This is a genomic window from Pseudomonas sp. MWU12-2029, from assembly GCF_023242425.1.
In the GTDB taxonomy this organism is placed as follows: Bacteria; Pseudomonadota; Gammaproteobacteria; order Pseudomonadales; family Pseudomonadaceae; genus Aquipseudomonas; species Aquipseudomonas kribbensis.
In genome coordinates this window covers 450,761-469,832 of record NZ_JALJDY010000006.1, presented here as the reverse complement: position 1 = coordinate 469,832, position 19,072 = coordinate 450,761, and the positions used below count along the sequence as shown (strand labels likewise).

Sequence of the window (19,072 nt, the reverse complement as noted above, 5' to 3'; positions counted from 1 at the left end):
ACTGCATGACCCGTTACGCTCTGATCACTGGCGCCTCCAGCGGTATCGGCCTGGCCATGGCCGAAGCCCTGGCCCGCCGTGGCCGCAGCCTGATTCTGGTGGCCCGACAGCGTGATCAGCTGGAAAGCATTGCGATTGAACTGACCCAGCGTTTTGGCGTGGAGGTGCTGTTCCGCGCCTGCGACCTGGGCGAGCCGCTGCGCCTGTCCGGGTTTCTGCTGGAGCTTGAAGAAGGTGACCGGCAGATCGACCTGCTGGTGAACTGCGCCGGCATCGGCACCTGCGGCCCGTTCCTGGCCCAGGACTGGATGACCGAGCAGGATCTGATCGAGGTGAACATCCTCGCCCTCACCCGCCTCTGCCACGCAATCGGCAACAGCATGGCCCTGCAGGGTGGCGGGCAGATTCTCAACGTGGCGTCGGTCGCCGCGTTCAATCCCGGCCCATGGATGAGCACTTACTACGCCAGCAAGGCCTACGTTCTGCACTTTTCCGAAGCGCTGCGAGTGGAATTGAAGAAATGCGCGGTGAAGGTCTCGGTGCTATGCCCAGGCCCCACACGCACCGGGTTCTTCCGTACGGCGCAACTGAACAACGAAAAACTCAACGCCAGCAAACTGCTGATGAGCCCCGAAGAGGTCGCGCTGTATACCGTGCGCGCCCTTAAAAAAAACCGCGCAATCATCATTCCCGGACGCCGGAACCGCTGGTTCGCCTTTCTGCCGCGACTGGGGTCGCGCTGGCTCAACCGCACCATTGTCGGCATGGTCAACAAAGCTTACTGCCCGCGCTGAAGGGCCGGCAGGCAACTGGCTGGGCGTGGTGATCCCTCGTGGGTACACTCGGCCCAGCTCACACAACGGAGAAAACAGCTGTGGATACTCTGTTCACCAAGATCATCAACCGGGAAATCCCGGCGAAGATCATCTACGAGGACGACCAGGTTTTGGCGTTCCACGACATCGCCCCGCAGGCACCGGTGCATTTTCTGGTGATCCCGAAGAAACCGGTGCGCACCCTCAACGACCTGACCGAAGACGACAAGGCACTGGCCGGGCACATCCTGTTCACCGCTCAGCGCCTGGCGCTGGAGCTGGGCTGCGAAGAAGGCTTCCGGGTGGTGATGAACTGCAATGAAAAGGGTGGGCAGACGGTCTACCACATTCATATGCACGTACTCGGTCAACGCCAGATGAACTGGCCGCCGGGCTGATCGACTTGAAATCTGTGGGGGCGCCCTGCTCCCACATGACCCAGCGCAAACCTTCCCCGGCCGATTCGGTTAAACTGGCCGCCGAGATTCTTCCCGGAGGTCAGCATGACTACCCAACGTCACTACTCGCCCATTGACCGTCTTCTGCTGCAAGCCGATGCCGCGATGCGAACCCTGCTGCCCTTCAGCGGCCAGCCGTACCGTCCGTCGCCGGCCATCGTGCAGCCCGACGTGCAGATGAGCGACGAAGACACCCGCCACGTCGCCGGCCTGATGCGCATCAACCATACCGGCGAAGTCTGTGCCCAGGCGCTGTACCAAGGTCAGGCCCTGACCGCCAAACTGCCGCAAGTGCGGGAAGCCATGGAGCATGCGGCCGAAGAAGAGATCGATCACCTGGTCTGGTGCGAACAGCGTATTCATCAGTTGGGCAGCCATACCAGCGTGCTCAATCCGCTGTTCTATGGCATGTCGTTCGGGATCGGCGCAGTCGCCGGGCTGATCAGCGACAAGGTCAGCCTCGGTTTTGTCGCGGCGACCGAGCATCAGGTGTGCAAGCACCTGAACGAGCATCTGGAACAACTGCCGGCCGAGGATGAGAAATCCCGGGCAATTCTGGAGCAGATGCGTATCGATGAAGAACATCACGCAGAAAGTGCGCTGGAGGCTGGCGGTTTCCGCTTCCCGGCACCGGTGAAGTTCGGCATGAGCCTGCTGGCCAAAGTGATGACCAAGAGCACCTACCGGATCTGAAAAACGCCCATAAAAAAGGCGACTGCCGCAAAGCAGTCGCCTTTTTTTGTGCCCGGATTTCTTAGCTCGGCATATTGCGCGCGTAAAAAATTTCCAGCATTTCGTGCTTCACACGCTCGGTCACCTGAGCACGTTGCTCGGACGACAGGTTGCTGGTGGCATCGCCGAACAGGTAGTTATCCAGTTCGAAGTTCTTCAGCAGCATTTTGGTGTGGAACAGGTTTTCCTGGTACACGTTCACGTCGGTCATCTGGTACGCGTCGCGGGTGTCTTCGGAAAGGTAGTTCTGGATCGAGTTGATCTCGTGGTCGATGAAGTGCTTGTTGCCTTCAACGTCACGGGTGAAGCCGCGCACACGGTAATCCACGGTCACGATGTCCGAATCGAACTGGTGAATGAGGAAGTTGAGCGCTTTGAGCGGTGAAATGACACCACAGGTCGACACATCGATGTCTACACGGAACGTCGCAATACCGGCGTCCGGATGGATTTCCGGGTAGGTATGCACCGTGATGTGACTCTTGTCGAGGTGGGCCAGGATGATTTCCGGCAGCGGACCCGGGGACTCTTCGATCTGGCTTTCGGTCGGGGTGACCGGTTCTTCCGAGATCAGAATCGTGACGCTGGCACCCTGAGGCTCATAGTTCTGACTGGCAATGTTCAGAATGTTGGCACCAATGATTTCGACAACTTCCGTGAGGATCTGCGTCAGGCGTTCGGCGTTGTACTCTTGATTGATGTACTCGACGTAAGCCTGCTGGTCTTGCGGGGTTTCCGCGTAGCAGATGTCATAGATGTTGAAGCTCAAGGTCTTTGTCAGGTTATTGAACCCGTGGAGCTTGAGTTTGCTTTTCACCGTTAAAAACTCTCTATGTATGCGGCCCGGCCGCGTGATCAAGCATGCCCGTCAAGTGCGAACGACGCACCTGCGTAGGACGGTTAACACCTCTTCGCGATGGCGATTTTGGTTATCTGTTCAGGCGGATGACCTGTCGGCTGACCGATCACTGCCCTGAAAAAAGTGGCGCATTATGCAGACGTCAGCGGGGGATCGCCAGAGTCTGCACTGCTTTTATGATAGTTGAATGTCGGCTCAGCCGAGTTCGACGATTTCGTAGTCGTGGGTGATTGCCACGCCGGCGGCGCCGAGCATGATCGAGGCCGAGCAGTACTTCTCCGCCGACAGCTCGATGGCGCGTTTGACCTGGGCTTCTTTCAGGCCACGACCCTTTACCACGAAGTGCATGTGAATCTTGGTGAACACCTTCGGATCTTCGGTCGCACGTTCGGCGTCCAGGAAAGCCTCGCAGCTTTCAACGGCCTGACGGGACTTCTTCAGAATGCTGACCACGTCGAAATTGCTGCAACCGCCAACGCCCAGCAGGAGCATCTCCATCGGGCGAACACCCAGATTGCGACCACCAGCGTCCGGCGGACCGTCCATGACCACGACATGACCGCTGCCGGATTCGCCGAGGAACATGGCTTCGCCAGCCCATTGGATGCGTGCCTTCATCGCCAAGACTCCACTGTAGAAAAAAGGGTCGCCAGCTTAGCACAGGGCCCCGGTTTGACTGCGAGCGGTGATCCTAGGACCGATGCCTTTACTGCGTAGGTAATTTCTCGAATTTTCGACGAAGTGTCTGGTAAGCTGGCGCCAATTCACTGGCGCCCCAAGCCGGTATTTGTAGCGATCGCCTCAGCGCCTCATATAAAAACCACATATAACCGTGCAGTCTTTTCGGGATACAACCATGGTTGGTATTACCCCCACACCCAAAATCAAGAACCTCGACAAGCTGCTGATGCATTGCCAGCGCCGGCGTCATGCGGCCAAAAGCAACATCATCTGCGCCGGGGATCGCTCGGACACGCTGTACTTCATCATCCGCGGTTCGGTCACGATCCTGATCGAGGACGACGACGGCCGCGAGATGATCATCGCCTACCTGAACGCCGGGGACTTCTTCGGTGAGCTGGGTCTGTTCGAAGAAGCCGGCCAGGAGCAGCAACGCAGCGCCTGGGTGCGGGCCAAGGTCGAGTGCGAAGTCGCGGAAATCAGCTACGCCAAATTCCGTGAGTTGTCGCAACAGGATCCAGACATTCTTTACGTGCTGAGCGGACAAATCGCACAGCGCTTGCGCAACACCACGCGCAAGGTCGGCGATCTGGCGTTCTTCGATGTCACTGGCCGTGTTGCTCGCTGCCTGTTGGAGCTGTGCAAGCAACCCGACGCAATGACCCACCCGGACGGCATGCAGATCAAGGTCACCCGTCAGGAAATCGGGCGGATTGTCGGTTGTTCGCGGGAGATGGTCGGTCGCGTGCTCAAGGATCTTGAGGAACGCAACCTGGTGGATGTGAAAGGCAAGACCATGGTGGTCTTCGGCACTCGCTGAGTTCGAAAACTCAATCGGCGTAGATCTGCGCCAGCATCAAACGAAAGAGTTCATCGAGTCGCGCCAGTGCATGGGGCGCCGGGAATTTTTCATGCAGAGCGATGTGGCTGGCGGCACGTACCCGTTGCTCCAGGCCACACGCTTCGTTGAAGCGATTGACCGCCGCGACCATCGATTCGCGCTCGTCATCCAGCAGCATCGCACCATGTACCAACCCCACCGGTCGCTGACCGCCCTGACTCTGGCGCCAGCGCTGAGCGGTGCCGACCATCTTGCGTCCGTCGAGGTTGACGTTGAAACGACCGTCGCAGAACGCACCGTCGATTTCGCCCAGCGAAGACGTGCCACCCAACTCATCCAGCAACTCACAGATCGGATCACACAGACGCCGGTAGCCGGTTTCGATGCGGTTCAGATCGCCTTCGCTGCGAGGCGGTGCGTAGACCAGAGCAATGTTGATCGTCGAAGCGGATTGCGGAACAGGTTCGCCGCCGGTTTCACGCAGCAACACCGGCCAGCCGGCAGCAGCGGAGACTTCGCAGGCGTGATCGAATCCGGGCAAGCGATTCAAACGGCGCGGCATGACCAAAGCGCGATCGCTGGGCTGCCAGAACAGCAAGCCAAATTCGGCATCACCAGCGCAGACCGAGGCCAGCAGATCCTGTTCGGCTTGCAGGCCGGCTTCGATGGGCAGGGAAACTGGAGTCATAAAGAAGTCCGTTAGACGATCAGTCTGTGGTGAATCTTATGGCCTCTTCGCGGGCAAGCCCGCTCCCACATCAGGAATGCATTTCTCCTGTGGGAGCGGGCTTGCCCGCGAAAGAGTCGACTCGGTCTGAATGAATCAGTCGAGAGTCGAACCGCTCACCGGAACGCCGCGTTCAGGGAAGAACAGACGCTGCAGCTCGATGCCCGGGCTTTCAGCACGCATGAACGCTTCGCCGACCAGGAACGCGTAAACGTCGCTGATTTCCATCAGTTCGACATCGGCACGGTTGAGGATCCCGCTCTCGGTGATCACCAGACGATCGCGCGGAATGCGCGGCAGCAGGTCGAGGGTGGTTTCCAGGCTCACGTCGAAGGTATGCAGGTTGCGGTTGTTCACCCCGACCAGCGGCGTGTCCAGGGTCTTCAATGCACGCTCCAGCTCATCGCCGTCGTGCACTTCCACCAGCACATCGAGGCCGACGCCTTTGGCCACCGAAGCCAGCTCGGCCATTTTCACGTCATCCAGCGCGGAGACGATCAGCAGCACACAATCGGCGCCCAGGGCACGGGCTTCGACGATCTGGTACGGATCGATCATGAAGTCCTTGCGGATCACCGGCAGCGAGCACGCGGCGCGGGCCTGTTGCAGGTAGGCATCGGCGCCCTGGAAGTAATCGATATCAGTCAGTACCGACAGGCAGGTCGCCCCGCCCTTCTCGTAGCTTTTGGCGATGTCGGCGGGAACGAAGTTCTCGCGGATCACGCCTTTGCTCGGCGAAGCCTTCTTGATTTCGGCGATCACGGCCGGTTGTTTCTTCTTTGCCTGCGCCAGCAATGCCTGGGCAAAACCACGGGGTGCATCGGCCGCCTTGGCCAGACTTTCCAGCTCGCTCAGGCTCACACGGGCGCTACGCTCGGCGACTTCCTGAACCTTGCGGGCCAGAATGTTTTCCAGAACCGTCGGTACACTCATCCCTCATTCTCCACTTTGAATACCGCGGTAAAGGCACCCAACTCCTCGAGTTTCTCCCGAGCAAGGCCGGTGTGCAGAGCGTCGTGGGCCAGTGCCACGCCTTCTTTCAGACTTGTTGCCAGGTCAGCGGCGTACAGCGCCGCACCGGCATTGAGCACGATCATTTCCGCAGCCTTCTGGCCGTTTTCGGTCTTGCGCTTGCCCAGTGCATCGCGGATCAGCGCCAGCGAAGCTTCCGGGCCTTCGACCGACAGACCGTGCAGGCTCTGGCTCTTCATGCCCAGATCTTCCGGCTCGACCCAATACTCGGTGATCTCGTTGTTCTTCAGCTCGGCCACATAAGTCGGTGCGGCAAGACTGAACTCGTCCAGGCCATCCTTCGAATGCACCACCAGCACATGTTTGCTGCCCAGGCGCTGCAAGACTTCGGCCAAGGGCCGGCACAGGGCCTGGGTGAAGACGCCGACTACCTGATGTTTGACGCCGGCCGGATTCGTAAGCGGGCCGAGCATGTTGAACAGGGTACGCAGGCCGAGGTCACGACGCGGGCCGGCGGCGTACTTCATGGCTTTGTGATGAGTCTGGGCAAACATGAAACCGATGCCGACGTTGTCGATGCAACGTGCCACCTGAACCGGGGTCAGGTTGAGGTATATCCCGGCCGCTTCCAGCAGGTCAGCGCTGCCGCTCTTCCCCGACACCGCGCGGTTGCCATGCTTGGCCACGGTGCAGCCCGCAGCGGCAACGACAAAGGCCGAAGCCGTGGAAACGTTGAAAATATTCGCGCCGTCACCGCCGGTGCCGACCACATCGACCACGCCGTCGAGGGTCTTCAGTTCGACCTGATCGGCCAGCTCGCGCATCACCGATACCGCGCCGACGATTTCGTCGATGCTCTCGCTCTTCATGCGCATGGCCATCATGAACGCGCCGATCTGCGCGTCGGTGCATTGGCCGGTCATGATTTCGCGCATCACATCGCGCATTTCATCGGTGCTGAGGTCGAGGTGATCGACGATACGGCTCAGGGCTGTCTTGATATTCATGGAGAGTCCTTAGCGCGTGCCGCCGGTTTGTTTGAGGAAGTTGGCAAACAGTTCATGGCCCTGCTCGGTGAGGATCGATTCCGGGTGGAACTGTACGCCCTCGATGTTCAGGGTCTTGTGACGCAGGCCCATGATTTCATCGACCGAGCCGTCGTCATGTTGCGTCCACGCGGTCAGCGCCAGGCAGTCGGGCAAAGTATCGTGCTTGACGATCAGGGAATGATAGCGGGTGACAGTCAGCGGACGATTCAGACCGGCAAAAACACCCTTGTCCTCGTGGAATACCGGGCTAGTCTTACCGTGCATCACTTGGCGGGCACGTACCACGTCACCGCCAAAGGCCTGGCCGATGGACTGATGGCCAAGGCAGACGCCGAGGATCGGCAGCTTGCCGGCGAAGTGTTTGATGGCTTCGATGGAGATGCCGGCTTCGGTCGGCGTGCACGGACCGGGGGACACCACGATGCGCTCCGGGTTGAGCGCTTCGATCTCGGCGATGGTCAGCTCGTCGTTGCGCACGACCTTGACCTCGGCACCCAGCTCGCCGAGGTATTGCACAACGTTGTAAGTAAAGGAGTCGTAGTTGTCGATCATCAGCAACATGGCGTTTCGAACCTCTTGAATTCTGACTTGGAAACAGCCTTCGGATGACTTGCCAGGACGCTGCACAAAGTCGGACGCGCAAGTGGCGACGGCAAGGCGGCATTTCAAACGGGCAAGGAAGGCGGAGCGATACAGATCCGGCGGGGCCGGCAGAAAAGATTCAGGCGCGCCAACGCCAGCGGGCGTGTGCCTTGATGACTTGATCCAGAAGTTTGCTGGTGATCAACACGGGGAAGGTCTCGTTCATACGTTCCCGCACAGTAACTTAGCTGGGCAGAGCGTGCAATATGGCCGGGCCTGACGGGGGGAAAACTATGGGAGGGTTGACGACCGATGGCAAAACGCCGGAAGTTTTTGGTACTGTCGTTTCGTTCCATACAACAATAAATAAACGGACTTGCTCATGATCAAACAGACGTTGTTTGTACCGCTCGCCGGATGCCTGCTCGCGATGGCCTGCGCCCAGGCGAACGCCGCACCCAATCCTTATTCGAATTTCGTTGTCTTCGGTGACAGTCTCAGCGACGCAGGGACGTTTTCCGATCCGGATGGTCCCGCCGGCTCGGTCAAACGGTTTACCAACCGCACCGGCCCCAACTATCAGGACGGCAGCGGAGAGTTCTACTCGCTCAACGCCACCCAACTGATTGGCGGCCGCCTGGGCTTCACGCCGAATCAGACCGCTTCCGCGGATTCGGCGGTACGCGCCGGCCAGGGTTTGCCGGACGGCAATAACTGGGCGGTCGGCGGCTATCGCACCGACCAGATTCTCGATTCGATCACCACTACGTCCGCCAGCGGTGAACGCACCCGTGCCGGCTACCTGCCGTCGAACGGCTTCCGCGCCGACCCGAATGCGCTGTATTACCTGACCGGAGGCGGCAACGACTTCCTGCAGGGCCGCGTTACCAGCCTGCCTCAGGCCAATGCCGCCGCCGACCGACTGGTCGACAGCGTGCGCACCCTGCAAGGCGCGGGCGCCCGCTACATCATGGTCTGGCTGCTGCCGGACATCGGCCTGACCCCGGCCATCAACGGTTCTCCACTGCAAGGCTTCACGTCGCAGCTCAGTGCCCAGTTCAACACCGAACTGGTGAGCCAGCTGCAGACGGTCAATGCCAACGTCATTCCGCTGAACATTCCGGTGCTGCTCAAGGAAGCGTTTGCCAATCCGGCACAGTTCGGCCTGGCCACCGATCAGAATCTGGTCGCCACCTGCTTCAGCGGCGATGGCTGCACTGAGAACGCCCGCTACGGGATCAACAGCGCCACGCCGGATCCGACCAAGCTGATCTACAACGACTCGGTGCACCCGACCGAAGCCGGGCAACGCTTGATTGCCGATTACGCCTACTCGTTGCTGGCCGCCCCGTGGGAACTGACCCTGCTGCCGGAAATGGCCCAAGGCACGTTGCGCGCGCATCAGGACGAACTGCGTAACCAATGGCTCGCCGACTGGGAAAACTGGCAAGGCGTCGGCCAATGGCGAGCGATTGTCTCCGCTGGCGGCCAGCATCAGGACTTCGACGACCAGCACGCCGGGGCAAGCGCCGACGGCAACGGTTACAACCTGAACATCGGTGGCAGCTACCGTCTCGACGACGCCTGGCGCGTGGGTGTGGTGGCGGGTTTCTATCACCAGAAAATCGAAGCCGGCGACAACGACTCCGAGTACAAACTCAACTCCTACATGGGCACCGCGTTCGCCCAGTACCAGCAAAACCGCTGGTGGGGTGACCTGGCCGTTACCGCCGGACATCTGGACTACGACAGCCTGAAGCGCAAGTTCCAGCTCGGGGTCAACGAACGTGGCGAGAAAGGCGATACCGACGGCTATGTACTGGCCATCGGCGGCCGCGTCGGCTACGACATCGCGCCAGAGGCCAGCAGTCCATGGCATCTGTCGCCCTTCGTCAGCGCCGATTTCGGCAAGGTCGAAGTCGACGGCTACTCGGAAAAAGGCGCGGACGCCACAGCGCTGACTTTCGATGACCAGTCGCGCAACTCCCGCCGTCTCGGTGTCGGCATCCAGGGCAAATACCAGATCACCGCACAGACCCAGGTCTTCGGCGAATTCGCCCACGAGCGCGAGTACAACGACGACGCTCAGGATCTGACGATGAACCTCAACAGCCTGCCGAACAACCGCTACACCCTGGAAGGCTACACACCGCAGACCAACCTCAACCGCCTGAACCTGGGCGTGAGCCACAACCTCACCAAGGAAGTCGCGCTTCGCGCCAGCTACAACATTCGCAAGGATGACGACTTTACCCAGCAAGGGGTCAATGTTGGCGTAAGTCTCGACTTCTGATCAGTCGGCCATAAAAAACGCGGCGCCCTCACAGGCGCCGCGTTTTTTTATGGCTGAACCCCGTCAATCAGTCCGGGGTTTGCTCGGCCAGTGCAACAGCCCGGAACATCGCCCGACGCTTGTTGATGGTTTCTTCCCATTCCAGCGCCGGTACCGAGTCGGCAACGATGCCGCCACCGGCCTGCACGTGCAGCTCGCCGTTCTTGATCACGGCAGTGCGGATCGCAATCGCGGTGTCCATGTTGCCGTTCCAGGCGAAGTAACCGACCGCGCCGCCATACACGCCACGCTTGACCGGTTCCAGTTCGTCGATGATTTCCATCGCGCGGATCTTCGGCGCGCCGGACAAGGTGCCCGCCGGCAGAATCGCCCGCAGTGCGTCCATCGCCGTCAGCCCGGCTTTCAACTGCCCGGTGACGTTGGACACGATGTGCATCACGTTGGAATAACGCTCGATGACCATTTTCTCGGTGAGTTTCACCGAGCCGATCTCCGAAACACGCCCGGTGTCGTTGCGACCGAGGTCGATCAGCATCAGGTGCTCGGCGATCTCCTTGTCGTCGGACAGCAGGTCTTCTTCCAGCGCCACGTCCGCCTCTTCGGTAGCCCCGCGAGGACGGGTGCCGGCAATCGGGCGCACGGTGATCAGGTTGTCTTCGACCCGCACCAGCACTTCCGGCGAGCTGCCGACGACGTGGAAATCGCCGAAGTTGAAGAAGTACATGTACGGCGTCGGGTTGAAGCAACGCAGCGCGCGGTACAGATCGATCGGCGCAGCCTTGAAGTCGATCGACATGCGCTGGGACGGCACGACCTGCATGCAGTCACCGGCGAGGATGTATTCCTTGATGGTGTCGACGGCTTTTTCGTAGTCGTCCTGGGTGAAACTGGAGCGGAACACCGGCTCGGCCGCCTGCTGCTTGCTGAAGTCCAGGCCACGGCGCGGGGTGATCGGCTGACGCAGTTTTTCCAGCAGTTCCTGCAACTGGGCCTGACCCTGCTCATAGGCATCGGCCTGCGCCGGGTCGGCCAGCACGATCGCGTGCATCTTGCCGGCGAGGTTGTCGAACACCACCACCGCATCGGAGACCATCAGCAGAATGTCCGGCACGCCCAGCGGATCCGGGTTCGGGCACTTGCCGAGGCGCTTCTCTACATAACGCACGCAGTCGTAACCGAAGTAACCCACCAGGCCGCCGTTGAAGCGCGGCAGACCGGCGATGGTCGGCACGTTGTAGCGAGCCTTGAAGGTTTCGACGAAGGCCAGCGGGTCTTCGACGTCGTGGCTTTCGGTCTCGACGCCATCGACGGTGATGCTGACATGATGGTCATGAACCCGCAGCACGGTGCGGCACGGCAGGCCGATGATCGAGTAACGGCCCCATTTCTCGCCGCCCTGCACCGATTCGAGCAGGTAGGAGTTGGGCTGGTCGGCCAGTTTCAGGTAGATCGACAGCGGCGTGTCGAAGTCGGCCAGGGTTTCGCAGGCCAGCGGGATGCGGTTGTAGCCGTCAGCGGCCAGACGCAGGAATTCTTCGCGGATCATAGGGTGCCTCGTGGTGTGAGGTGCAAATCAGTCAGGTGTGCAAACGCGCCGGCAGGCCGGCCAGGAACAAGTCAGGCGCGCCAACGCCAGCGGGCCAGGGCCTTGATGACTTTCATCCAGAGTTTGCGGGTGACCACCACGATGGCGTTTCCAGAAGGGGATTGAGATGCGTCGGGCAACGTTATCTCAGCGACCGTATCCAGGCAACCGGGAATTAGCTTGCGCAGATCGTCGATCACCAGTGCCGGGGATTCCTCGGCAATCGGCCGGCCATGGTTGTAGCCATAGCTCAGCGCGACACATTTGACCCCCGCCGCTTTCGCCGCCAGCACATCGCTGCGCGAGTCGCCGACGAACAGCGATTGCGAAGCCGGGATGCCGGACATCTTCATGACGAAGAACAGCGCCGCCGGATCGGGCTTCTTCTGCGGCAGCGTATCGCCGCCGATGATCCACTTGAAGTAGCGGCCGATCTTCATCTGATCCAGCAGCGGCGCGACGAAGCGCTCCGGCTTGTTGGTGATCAGCGCCATGGCCACGCCCTGCTTGTGCAGCCATTTCAGGGTGTCGCGCACGCCGGGATAGACCACGGTCAGCTCATGGCTGGCGCCATAGGCTTCCATGAACACCTCCAGCGCATGCTCGGCTTCGACGTCATCCACGGCGGAATGGTCGATGCCGCCGGCCAAGGCGCGGCGCACCAGAACCGGAGCGCCGTTGCCGACCCACTCGCGCACCGACTCGATACCGGCAGGCTTGCGCCCGAGGGAGAGCAGCATGTTATCCACCGCCGCCGCCAGGTCGGGAACCGAGTCGATCAACGTGCCATCCAGATCGAACATCACCAACCGCGGCAGTTGCCCCGGGAACAGCTGCTCAAATCCGCTCATGGGCGGGCCAGCGCCAGTTCGGAACGCATCTTGTCGATGACTTCCTGATAGTTCGGCGCATTGAAGATCGCCGAGCCGGCCACGAAGGTGTCGGCGCCGGCGGCAGCGATTTCACGGATGTTGTTGACGTTGACGCCGCCGTCGATTTCCAGGCGGATGTCACGGCCCGAGGCATCGATGATCGCGCGGGCTTCGCGCAGTTTGTCGAGGGTGCCGGGGATGAACTTCTGCCCGCCGAAGCCCGGGTTGACGCTCATCAGCAAGACCATGTCGACCTTGTCGATCACGTACTTGAGCACGTCCAGCGGGGTCGCCGGGTTGAACACCAGGCCGGATTTGCAGCCGCCTTCACGGATCAGTTGCAGCGAACGATCGACGTGCAGCGTGGCTTCCGGGTGGAAGGTGATGTAGGTGGCGCCGGCCTCGATGAAGTCGCCGACGATGCGATCCACCGGGCTGACCATCAGGTGCGCGTCGATCGGCGCGGTGATGCCGTACTTGCGCAGCGCGGCGCAGACCATCGGGCCGATGGTCAGGTTCGGCACATAGTGGTTGTCCATGACATCGAAGTGGACAAAGTCGGCACCGGCGGCCAGAACGTTGTCCACTTCCTCGCCCAGGCGGGCGAAGTCGGCGGAGAGAATCGACGGAGCAATAACGAAGGGCTGCATGACGCACCTTTTCTGAGCTAAATCACGATGGCGCGCATTGTATACCTCAAGTTTCCGCGCGCGCACCGTGACCGCGATGATTGGGTTGTGCCATGACGGATGACCGGCGGGTTCTCAGTACGCCGCCCGGTAGATCTTCTCGATGTCGCCAGCGCTGAGCTTGCGCGGGTTGTTGCGCATCAGGCGCTCGATCCCCGCGGCCTCTACGGCCATGGCCGGGATCGCGTCTTCGGGCACGCCGAAACTGCGCAGGCCCAGCGGGATTTCCACCTCTGCACACAGCTCGGTCATCGCCGCGACGGCACTGTCCGCCGCCTCATTGAGACTCAGATGAGCGGTCTTCACCCCCATGGCTTCGGCGATATCCTGCATCCGCTCGACACAGGCCATCTTGTTCCAGGTCATGACATACGGCAGCAACAACGCGTTGCTCACGCCGTGGGCAATGTTGAAACGCCCACCCAGCGGATACGCCAGCGCATGCACTGCGCCGACCCCGGCATTGCCGAACGCCATGCCGGCCATCAGGCTGGCGGTGGCCATGTCTTCCCGGGCCTGCAGGTTGGAGGGATTGGCGTAGGCCTTGGGCAATGACCGGGCGATCAGCTTGATCGCACCAATGGCTAGCGAGTCGGTAATCGGCGAGGCATTCAACGACAGGTAGGACTCGATGGCATGCACCAGCGCATCGACTCCACTGGCGGCAGTGACACTGCGCGGACAGGTCAGGGTCATTTGCGGACTGACCAGCGCCACGTCCGGCAACAGGTAGTCGCTGACAATGCCCTTCTTCAACTGGGCGACTTTGTCCGAAAGAATCGCCACGTTGGTCACCTCGGAACCGGTGCCGGCGGTAGTCGGGATGGCGATCAGCGGTGGGCCTTTGCGCGGCACCTGGTCGACGCCGAACAGATCTTCCAGCGCACCGTGATAACCGGCATACGCGGCGACACTCTTGGCGATGTCGATGGCACTACCGCCACCGAGGCCGATCAGCCCGTCATGCCCGCCCTCGCGATAGACGCGCATGCAGTCCTCGACGATGGCGATTTCCGGATCCGGCAGCACCCGGTCGAAGATTTCGTACTCGCGCTCGCCGATCTGCGCCAGCGCCAGCTCCACCGTGCCGGACTTGACCAGCGCGGCATCGGTGACGATCAGCGGGTTGTCGATGTCCAGCCGCGTGAGTTCGGCCGCCAGTTGCTCGATGGCCCCGGCGCCGGTGATCAGTTTGTGAGCGATCTTGAACGAGGAAAGACTCATCGTGCGCAGCCTCTTATAGATGTGGGAGCTGAGCACAAGCGTAGCTGGGGAATTGGGGTTGTCTGTCATTCAGCGCATGAATGGCAGACAACCCGGATCGTGCAGTCGTCAGACCTGAGCGGTACGCAGTTTCTCGCTACGGCCGCGCAACCATTCCAGCGTCAGCAGCAGGATTACCGAGAAGGCAATCAGCAAAGTGGCAGCCGCCGCAATCGTTGGGCTCAGGTTCTCGCGAATCCCGCTGAACATCTGCCGAGGCAACGTCGCCTGCTCGGGACCTGCGAGGAACAACGTCACCACCACTTCATCGAACGATGTCGCAAAGGCAAACAACGCCCCGGAAATCACCCCCGGTGCAATCAGCGGCAAGGTCACCCGGCGGAATGTCACCAGCGGCGAAGCCCCAAGGCTGGCCGCCGCCCGCACCAGGTTGTGGTTGAAGCCCTGCAGCGTCGCCGACACCGTGATGATCACGAACGGCACACCCAACACCGCATGCACCACGATCAGCGAGAAGAAACTGTTGCCCAGGCCCAGCGGCGCGAAGAACAGATAACTGGCCACGCCGATGATCACCACCGGCACCACCATCGGTGAAATCACCAGTGCCATCACCAGCGCCTTGCCGGGAAAATCGCCACGGGTCAGGCCGATGGCCGCCAACGTACCGAAGACCATGGCCAGCACCGTTGCGGCCGGGGCGACGATGATGCTGTTCTTCAGCGAGCGCATCCATTCCGCCGAGGCGAAGAAGTCCTGATACCAGTGCAGCGAAAAGCCCTGCAGCGGGTACACCAGGAAACTGCCCGAGTTGAACGACAGCGGCACGATCACCAGCACCGGCAGGATCAGGAACAGCAGGATCAAGCCGCAGAGGATCCGCAAGCTGTAGAACCACACCCGCTCGACGGGCGACATATAAGGACTCAGCATTTCTAATTCCCCTTAGCTCAGGCGCAGGCGACTGGCGCCCACCAGCCAGCTGTAGATCAGATAAAGCACCACGGTCGCCAGCAGCAACAGCCCGCCGAGCGCGGTGGCCATGCCCCAGTTGATGCTGGTGTTGGTGTAGAACGCGACGAAGTAACTGACCATCTGATCGTTCGGGCTGCCCAGCAGCGCCGGGGTGATGTAGTAGCCGATGGCGAGGATGAACACCAACAAGCAACCGGCGCCGACACCGGCGTAAGTCTGCGGGAAGTACACCCGCCAGAAACTGGCGAACGGATGGCAACCCAGAGAAATCGCGGCGCGCATGTAGGTCGGCGAGATGCCTTTCATCACGCTGTAGATCGGCAGGATCATGAACGGCAGCAGGATGTGCACCATCGAGATGTAAACCCCGGTGCGGTTGAACACCAGCTCCAGCGGCTTATCGATGATGCCCATCGCCATCAATGCGCTGTTGATCAAGCCGCCGGATTGCAGCAACACGATCCACGCCGCGACCCGCACCAGGATCGAAGTCCAGAACGGCAGCAGCACCAGAATCATCAACAGGTTGCTTTGACGCGACGGCAGATTGGCCAGCAGGTACGCCAGCGGATAAGCCAGCACCAGGCAGATCACGGTGATGATCAGGCCCATCCAGAAGGTCCGGGCGAAGATGTCGAGGTAGATCGCCTGATCCGGGGTGGCCGGGGCCAGTTCGCCGAGGTCGTCGATGCGATGATCCACCGCCGCCAGCAGATAGAACGGCGTGATGCTGCTGGTGTTGCGCTTCACCGCTTGCCAATAGGCCGGATCGCCCCAACGTTCGTCGAGACCTTCCAGCGCTTCTTTATAAGAGGCCGGTTCGCTGGCGAAAGGCAGCGAACGGGCGGTTTTGGTCAGCAGGCTGCGATAGCCGGCCAACTCCATGTTCAGGCGCTTGGACAGATCGCCCAGGGTCTGGTTTTTGCGCGCTTCGGCGAGGTCTTCGCCGGCGGCCTTGTAGACCGGCTCAGCGGGCAGTCCGCGACCATCCCAACTGGCAATGGCCGCCACGGTGCGAGGCATGCCGCCCACCACTTCCGGGTTGCCGACGCTTTTGTAGAGCAGCGCCACGATCGGCACCAGGAACACCAGCAACAGAAACAGCACCAGTGGCGCGATCAGCGCCTGGGCCTTCCAGCGGTTGACCCGCTCGGCGTGCTTGAGCCGCTGCTTCAAGGTGGGGCTGTTGCCCTCGTTCAGGGGAACGGCGATAGCCATGACGTACTCCGCAAATCTTTTGAATGACGGCGTCACCCTTGGGGTGACGCCGCGTATGCATCACGCCTTACTTCGCAGCCCAGGCGTTGAAACGCTGCTCCAGTTGTTCACCGTTGTCAGCCCAGAAGCTGACGTCGATCTGCACCTGGTTGGCGATGTTTTCCGGGGTGGTCGGCATGTCTTTCAGGATCGCCTTGTCCAGCAACGGCACGGCCTGGGAGTTGGCCGGACCGTAGGCGATGTTTTCCGAGTAGGTCTTCTGCTGCTGCGGCTGCACCGAGAACGCGATGAATTTCTTCGCCGCTTCGGCACGCGCCTTGTCCAGACCTTTCGGGATGGCCCAGGCGTCGAAGTCGTAGATGCCGCCGTTCCACACCACTTTCAGGTTGGATTCTTTCTGCACCGCAGCGATACGACCGTTGTAGGCCGAGCTCATGACCACGTCACCGGAGGCGAGGTACTGCGGCGGCTGGGCGCCGGCTTCCCACCACTGGATATTCGGCTTCAGCTCATCCAGTTTCTTGAACGCGCGGTCCTGGCCGTTCTTGCTGGCCAGTTCCTTGTAGACGTCTTTCGGCGCAACGCCGTCGGCCATCAGTGCGAATTCGAGGGTGTACTTGGCGCCTTTGCGCAGGCCGCGCTTGCCCGGGAATTTCTTGGTGTCCCAGAAATCCGCCCAGCTGGTCGGTGCGGTTTTCAGCTTGTCGGCGTTGTAGGCCAGTACGGTCGACCATACGAAGAAGCCCACTCCGCACGGCTGGATCGCGCCTTTGACGTAGTCTTCGGTCTTGCCGAACAGCGCAGGATCGAGTTGCTCGAACATGTCTTCGTCGCAGCCACGGGACAGTTCCGGCGATTCAACCTCCACCAGATCCCAGGACACGCTCTTGGTATCGACCATGGCTTTGACCTTGGCCATCTCACCGTTGTACTCACCCGCGACGATCTTGCCGTTGCCCGCCGCTTCCCACGGTGCGTAGAAGGCTTTGACTTGCGCCGCCTTGTTCGCCCCGCCAAACGACACCACGGTCAGATCCGGGCCGGCGGCCATTGCGCTTGCCGCACCCATCAGGCCCAGGGTCAGGGCTGTGAACTTCAGGGATCTCAACATTTATTGTTCTCTCCACGTGCAGGGTTGGTGTTGGTATTGCCGGGGCGATTAATGCGCCTCTAGAAGTGGGTCGAGTGCACGAACGTGTTCGACCTGCCAGCCAAGCGGAACCACGTCGCCGACCGCGAGCGCTGGATCGAGCTCGGCAATCGGTTGTTTCACGAAGAAGTCGGTCTTGCCGCAGACTTCCAGGCGCACCCGGACGTGGTCGCCCAGATAGATGAATTCGGCCACCCGCCCGGAGAAGCGGTTGACGCATTGGTCGCTCGAACCGTTGAGGCTGACGCGCTCCGGCCGGATCGACAGGGTGACCGGTTCGCCGGTCTGGCCGATGTTGACCGCCAGCGCCTCGACCTTTTCCCCACGACCCAGCTCGACCACGCAGCGCTCGCCGCTCTGGCTGAGCAGGCGACCGTTGAGGCGGTTGTTCTCGCCGATGAAGTTGGCGACGAAGGTGTTCTTCGGTTCTTCGTAGAGGGTGCGCGGCGGGGCGATCTGCTGGATCTCGCCCTGATGGAACACGGCAACACGGTCGGACATGGTCAGGGCTTCGCCCTGGTCGTGGGTCACGTAGACCACAGTCACGCCGAGGCGCTGGTGCAGGTGTTTGATCTCCATCTGCATGTGTTCGCGCAGCTGTTTGTCGAGGGCGCCGAGGGGTTCGTCCATCAGCACCAGTTGCGGCTCGAACACCAGCGCACGGGCCAGTGCCACACGCTGTTGCTGACCGCCGGAAAGTTGCGCCGGATAGCGCGAAGCGAAGGCATCGAGCTGGACCATGCTCAGGACTTTCTTGACCTTGTCGCTGACGTCGCTCTTGTTCAGGCCACGCACGGTCAACGGAAACGCCAGATTTTCGGCCACGGTCATGTGCGGGAACAGCGCGTAGTTCTGGAACACCATGCCGATGTCGCGCTTGTGCGGCGGCACGTTGTTGATCGCGCGCCCGGCCAGGAGGATTTCCCCGGCAGTCGGTGTTTCGAAACCGGCGAGCATCATCAGGCTGGTGGTCTTGCCGGAGCCGGACGGCCCGAGCAGGGTCAGGAACTCGCCCTTGCGGATGTCCAGGTTGAGGTCTTTGACGATCAGGTTCTCGCCGTCGTAGCTCTTCTGCACTCCACGAAAGCTGACCAGCACATCACTGGCCCCTGCGTTTGATTCGACCTGGCTCATACCCACACCTTTGTTATTGATGACTGCTGTGGGATTAAGCCTAGTGGCTGCATGCAGTCACGCAAATCGGGGCGCAGGAGAGAATCGCCTCAGCCGGATGGAAGGCCGGGGGTAGGGATTGCCCTACAAGGATGGCGCGTTTGGACACGTCAGGTGCGAGCCCTGAAGTTCCAGCCGCAGGGAACCGGCAAAAGCGCCTGTCGTTATTGGATATGG

At 60.9% G+C, this 19,072-nt stretch carries 19 protein-coding genes; 5 read left to right on the top strand and 14 right to left on the bottom strand.

From position 1 onward, the window contains the following. Positions 1-5: 5 nt before the first annotated feature. The 3 genes from M5B44_RS18130 to coq7 all read left to right on the top strand — a co-directional run bounded on the left by M5B44_RS18130 (position 6) and on the right by coq7 (position 1,966). Positions 6-794: an SDR family NAD(P)-dependent oxidoreductase gene (locus tag M5B44_RS18130; RefSeq protein ID WP_248740057.1), complete on the top strand. Its 789-nt coding sequence runs from the start codon at positions 6-8 to the stop codon at positions 792-794. A gap of 80 nt (positions 795-874) precedes the next feature. Continuing rightward, complete coding sequence (locus M5B44_RS18125) at positions 875-1,213, top strand: histidine triad nucleotide-binding protein (RefSeq protein WP_003228789.1); 339 nt, start codon at positions 875-877, stop codon at positions 1,211-1,213. Positions 1,214-1,318: 105 nt separating this feature from the next. Then, a complete protein-coding gene (coq7, locus tag M5B44_RS18120; protein ID WP_007956317.1) occupies positions 1,319-1,966 on the top strand; it encodes a 2-polyprenyl-3-methyl-6-methoxy-1,4-benzoquinone monooxygenase in 648 nt (215 codons plus the stop codon). 61 nt (positions 1,967-2,027) lie between these two features. Here the strand turns inward: coq7 and speD are convergent, their stop codons facing one another. Beyond that, positions 2,028-2,822: an adenosylmethionine decarboxylase gene (speD, locus tag M5B44_RS18115; protein ID WP_007956315.1), complete on the bottom strand. Its 795-nt coding sequence runs from the start codon at positions 2,820-2,822 to the stop codon at positions 2,028-2,030. A gap of 237 nt (positions 2,823-3,059) precedes the next feature. Next, on the bottom strand, positions 3,060-3,482 hold the full coding sequence (locus M5B44_RS18110; RefSeq protein ID WP_016772921.1) for an OsmC family protein: 423 nt from the start codon (positions 3,480-3,482) through the stop codon (positions 3,060-3,062). 238 nt (positions 3,483-3,720) lie between these two features. On the opposite strand from M5B44_RS18110, the gene crp reads away from it, so the two are divergent. Beyond that, positions 3,721-4,365, top strand: a complete 645-nt coding sequence (gene crp / locus M5B44_RS18105) for a cAMP-activated global transcriptional regulator CRP (RefSeq protein ID WP_011336190.1) — start codon at positions 3,721-3,723, stop codon at positions 4,363-4,365. Between the two features lie 10 nt (positions 4,366-4,375). Here the strand turns inward: crp and M5B44_RS18100 are convergent, their stop codons facing one another. The 4 genes from M5B44_RS18100 to M5B44_RS18085 all read right to left on the bottom strand — a co-directional run bounded on the left by M5B44_RS18100 (position 4,376) and on the right by M5B44_RS18085 (position 7,695). Continuing rightward, on the bottom strand, positions 4,376-5,074 hold the full coding sequence (locus tag M5B44_RS18100) for a biotin/lipoate A/B protein ligase family protein (protein ID WP_248740056.1): 699 nt from the start codon (positions 5,072-5,074) through the stop codon (positions 4,376-4,378). Positions 5,075-5,209: 135 nt separating this feature from the next. Then, positions 5,210-6,046, bottom strand: a complete 837-nt coding sequence (trpC, locus tag M5B44_RS18095) for an indole-3-glycerol phosphate synthase TrpC (RefSeq protein ID WP_119427656.1) — start codon at positions 6,044-6,046, stop codon at positions 5,210-5,212. After that, entirely contained in the window at positions 6,043-7,092 is a 1,050-nt protein-coding gene (gene trpD, locus M5B44_RS18090) for an anthranilate phosphoribosyltransferase (RefSeq protein ID WP_248740055.1), read from the bottom strand. The genes trpC and trpD overlap by 4 nt, the downstream gene beginning before the upstream one ends. Positions 7,093-7,101: 9 nt before the next feature. Further along, positions 7,102-7,695, bottom strand: a complete 594-nt coding sequence (locus M5B44_RS18085; RefSeq protein ID WP_248740054.1) for an aminodeoxychorismate/anthranilate synthase component II — start codon at positions 7,693-7,695, stop codon at positions 7,102-7,104. A gap of 403 nt (positions 7,696-8,098) precedes the next feature. Here M5B44_RS18085 and estP point away from each other — a divergent pair, with 403 nt between their 5' ends. Next, on the top strand, positions 8,099-10,009 hold the full coding sequence (gene estP / locus M5B44_RS18080) for an esterase EstP (protein WP_248740053.1): 1,911 nt from the start codon (positions 8,099-8,101) through the stop codon (positions 10,007-10,009). Between the two features lie 67 nt (positions 10,010-10,076). Here estP and trpE read toward each other — a convergent pair whose 3' ends face one another. The 8 genes from trpE to M5B44_RS18040 all read right to left on the bottom strand — a co-directional run bounded on the left by trpE (position 10,077) and on the right by M5B44_RS18040 (position 18,856). Next, entirely contained in the window at positions 10,077-11,555 is a 1,479-nt protein-coding gene (gene trpE, locus M5B44_RS18075) for an anthranilate synthase component I (protein ID WP_039768096.1), read from the bottom strand. Positions 11,556-11,626: 71 nt separating this feature from the next. Further along, positions 11,627-12,445: a phosphoglycolate phosphatase gene (locus M5B44_RS18070; RefSeq protein WP_248740052.1), complete on the bottom strand. Its 819-nt coding sequence runs from the start codon at positions 12,443-12,445 to the stop codon at positions 11,627-11,629. After that, complete coding sequence (gene rpe, locus M5B44_RS18065; protein WP_003228808.1) at positions 12,442-13,116, bottom strand: ribulose-phosphate 3-epimerase; 675 nt, start codon at positions 13,114-13,116, stop codon at positions 12,442-12,444. The genes M5B44_RS18070 and rpe overlap by 4 nt, the downstream gene beginning before the upstream one ends. A gap of 114 nt (positions 13,117-13,230) precedes the next feature. After that, complete coding sequence (locus tag M5B44_RS18060) at positions 13,231-14,379, bottom strand: iron-containing alcohol dehydrogenase (RefSeq protein ID WP_248740051.1); 1,149 nt, start codon at positions 14,377-14,379, stop codon at positions 13,231-13,233. A gap of 108 nt (positions 14,380-14,487) precedes the next feature. Further along, entirely contained in the window at positions 14,488-15,312 is an 825-nt protein-coding gene (locus M5B44_RS18055) for an ABC transporter permease (protein WP_085709230.1), read from the bottom strand. A 12-nt stretch (positions 15,313-15,324) separates the two neighbouring features. Next, positions 15,325-16,572, bottom strand: a complete 1,248-nt coding sequence (locus M5B44_RS18050; protein ID WP_085709229.1) for an ABC transporter permease — start codon at positions 16,570-16,572, stop codon at positions 15,325-15,327. Between the two features lie 67 nt (positions 16,573-16,639). Next, the gene (locus M5B44_RS18045) at positions 16,640-17,683 is read right to left on the bottom strand and encodes an ABC transporter substrate-binding protein (protein WP_085709228.1); all 1,044 of its coding nucleotides are present in this window, start codon (positions 17,681-17,683) and stop codon (positions 16,640-16,642) included. A 48-nt stretch (positions 17,684-17,731) separates the two neighbouring features. Then, positions 17,732-18,856 (bottom strand): ABC transporter ATP-binding protein, encoded by a 1,125-nt coding sequence (locus M5B44_RS18040; RefSeq protein ID WP_085667439.1) that lies wholly within the window; start codon positions 18,854-18,856, stop codon positions 17,732-17,734. Positions 18,857-19,072 lie beyond the last annotated feature (216 nt).

What these genes read in the sequence shown, in the direction of transcription:
- M5B44_RS18130 (WP_248740057.1), top strand. Translation starts at nt 6, where the DNA reads ATGACCCGTTACGCTCTGATCACTGGCGCCTCCAGCGGTATCGGCCTG.
- coq7 (WP_007956317.1), top strand. Translation starts at nt 1,319, where the DNA reads ATGACTACCCAACGTCACTACTCGCCCATTGACCGTCTTCTGCTGCAA.
- M5B44_RS18110 (WP_016772921.1), bottom strand. Translation starts at nt 3,482, where the DNA reads ATGAAGGCACGCATCCAATGGGCTGGCGAAGCCATGTTCCTCGGCGAA.
- crp (WP_011336190.1), top strand. Translation starts at nt 3,721, where the DNA reads ATGGTTGGTATTACCCCCACACCCAAAATCAAGAACCTCGACAAGCTG.
- M5B44_RS18100 (WP_248740056.1), bottom strand. Translation starts at nt 5,074, where the DNA reads ATGACTCCAGTTTCCCTGCCCATCGAAGCCGGCCTGCAAGCCGAACAG.
- trpC (WP_119427656.1), bottom strand. Translation starts at nt 6,046, where the DNA reads ATGAGTGTACCGACGGTTCTGGAAAACATTCTGGCCCGCAAGGTTCAG.
- trpD (WP_248740055.1), bottom strand. Translation starts at nt 7,092, where the DNA reads ATGAATATCAAGACAGCCCTGAGCCGTATCGTCGATCACCTCGACCTC.
- M5B44_RS18085 (WP_248740054.1), bottom strand. Translation starts at nt 7,695, where the DNA reads ATGTTGCTGATGATCGACAACTACGACTCCTTTACTTACAACGTTGTG.
- estP (WP_248740053.1), top strand. Translation starts at nt 8,099, where the DNA reads ATGATCAAACAGACGTTGTTTGTACCGCTCGCCGGATGCCTGCTCGCG.
- trpE (WP_039768096.1), bottom strand. Translation starts at nt 11,555, where the DNA reads ATGATCCGCGAAGAATTCCTGCGTCTGGCCGCTGACGGCTACAACCGC.
- M5B44_RS18070 (WP_248740052.1), bottom strand. Translation starts at nt 12,445, where the DNA reads ATGAGCGGATTTGAGCAGCTGTTCCCGGGGCAACTGCCGCGGTTGGTG.
- rpe (WP_003228808.1), bottom strand. Translation starts at nt 13,116, where the DNA reads ATGCAGCCCTTCGTTATTGCTCCGTCGATTCTCTCCGCCGACTTCGCC.
- M5B44_RS18060 (WP_248740051.1), bottom strand. Translation starts at nt 14,379, where the DNA reads ATGAGTCTTTCCTCGTTCAAGATCGCTCACAAACTGATCACCGGCGCC.
- M5B44_RS18055 (WP_085709230.1), bottom strand. Translation starts at nt 15,312, where the DNA reads ATGCTGAGTCCTTATATGTCGCCCGTCGAGCGGGTGTGGTTCTACAGC.
- M5B44_RS18050 (WP_085709229.1), bottom strand. Translation starts at nt 16,572, where the DNA reads ATGGCTATCGCCGTTCCCCTGAACGAGGGCAACAGCCCCACCTTGAAG.
- M5B44_RS18045 (WP_085709228.1), bottom strand. Translation starts at nt 17,683, where the DNA reads ATGTTGAGATCCCTGAAGTTCACAGCCCTGACCCTGGGCCTGATGGGT.
- M5B44_RS18040 (WP_085667439.1), bottom strand. Translation starts at nt 18,856, where the DNA reads ATGAGCCAGGTCGAATCAAACGCAGGGGCCAGTGATGTGCTGGTCAGC.